An 809-nucleotide genomic window follows, 5' to 3' on the forward strand; every position below is an offset into this window, starting at 1 on the left:
TATCCCTCTATCTCTAGAGTCTTTGTATCCATGTCAAGGCCTGGTAAGGTTCTTCGCGTTGCTTCGAATTAAACCACATACTCCACCGCTTGTGCGGGCCCCCGTCAATTCCTTTGAGTTTCACACTTGCGTGCATACTCCCCAGGCGGAGAACTTATTGCGTTAACTGCAGCACTGAATTCCTCCAACACTTAGTTCTCATCGTTTACGGCGTGGACTACTAGGGTATCTAATCCTATTTGCTCCCCACGCTTTCGTGCCTCAGTGTCAGTTACAGACCAGGCGACCGCCTTCGCCACTGGTGTTCCTCCATATATCTACGCATTTTACCGCTACACATGGAATTCCATCGCCCTCTTCTGCACTCTAGCATACCAGTTTCCATAGCTTACAATGGTTGAGCCATTGCCTTTTACTACAGACTTAGTACGCCACCTACGCACCCTTTACGCCCAATGATTCCGGATAACGCTTGCCACCTACGTATTACCGCGGCTGCTGGCACGTAGTTAGCCGTGGCTTTCTGGTAAGCTACCGTCACTCCCATAGCATTTCCTCTATGAGCCGTTCTTCACTTACAACAGAGCTTTACGATCCGAAGACCTTCTTCACTCACGCGGCATTGCTCGTTCAGGGTTTCCCCCATTGACGAAAATTCCCTACTGCTGCCTCCCGTAGGAGTTTGGGCCGTGTCTCAGTCCCAATGTGGCCGTTTACCCTCTCAGGCCGGCTACGCATCATCGCCTTGGTGGGCCGTTACCTCACCAACTAGCTAATGCGCCGCAGGTCCATCCATGTTCACGCCTTGA

Annotated in this window: 1 rRNA gene; it reads right to left on the minus strand. The window is 51.5% G+C overall.

Annotated features, from left to right (window positions below):
- Positions 1 to 809: ribosomal RNA gene (locus NE665_RS23845) — 16S ribosomal RNA — on the minus strand; the annotation flags it as partial.

Origin of the sequence: Clostridium sp. DFI.1.208 (genome assembly GCF_024463855.1) — a bacterium.
Taxonomy (GTDB): domain Bacteria; phylum Bacillota_I; class Bacilli_A; order Erysipelotrichales; family Erysipelotrichaceae; genus Clostridium_AQ.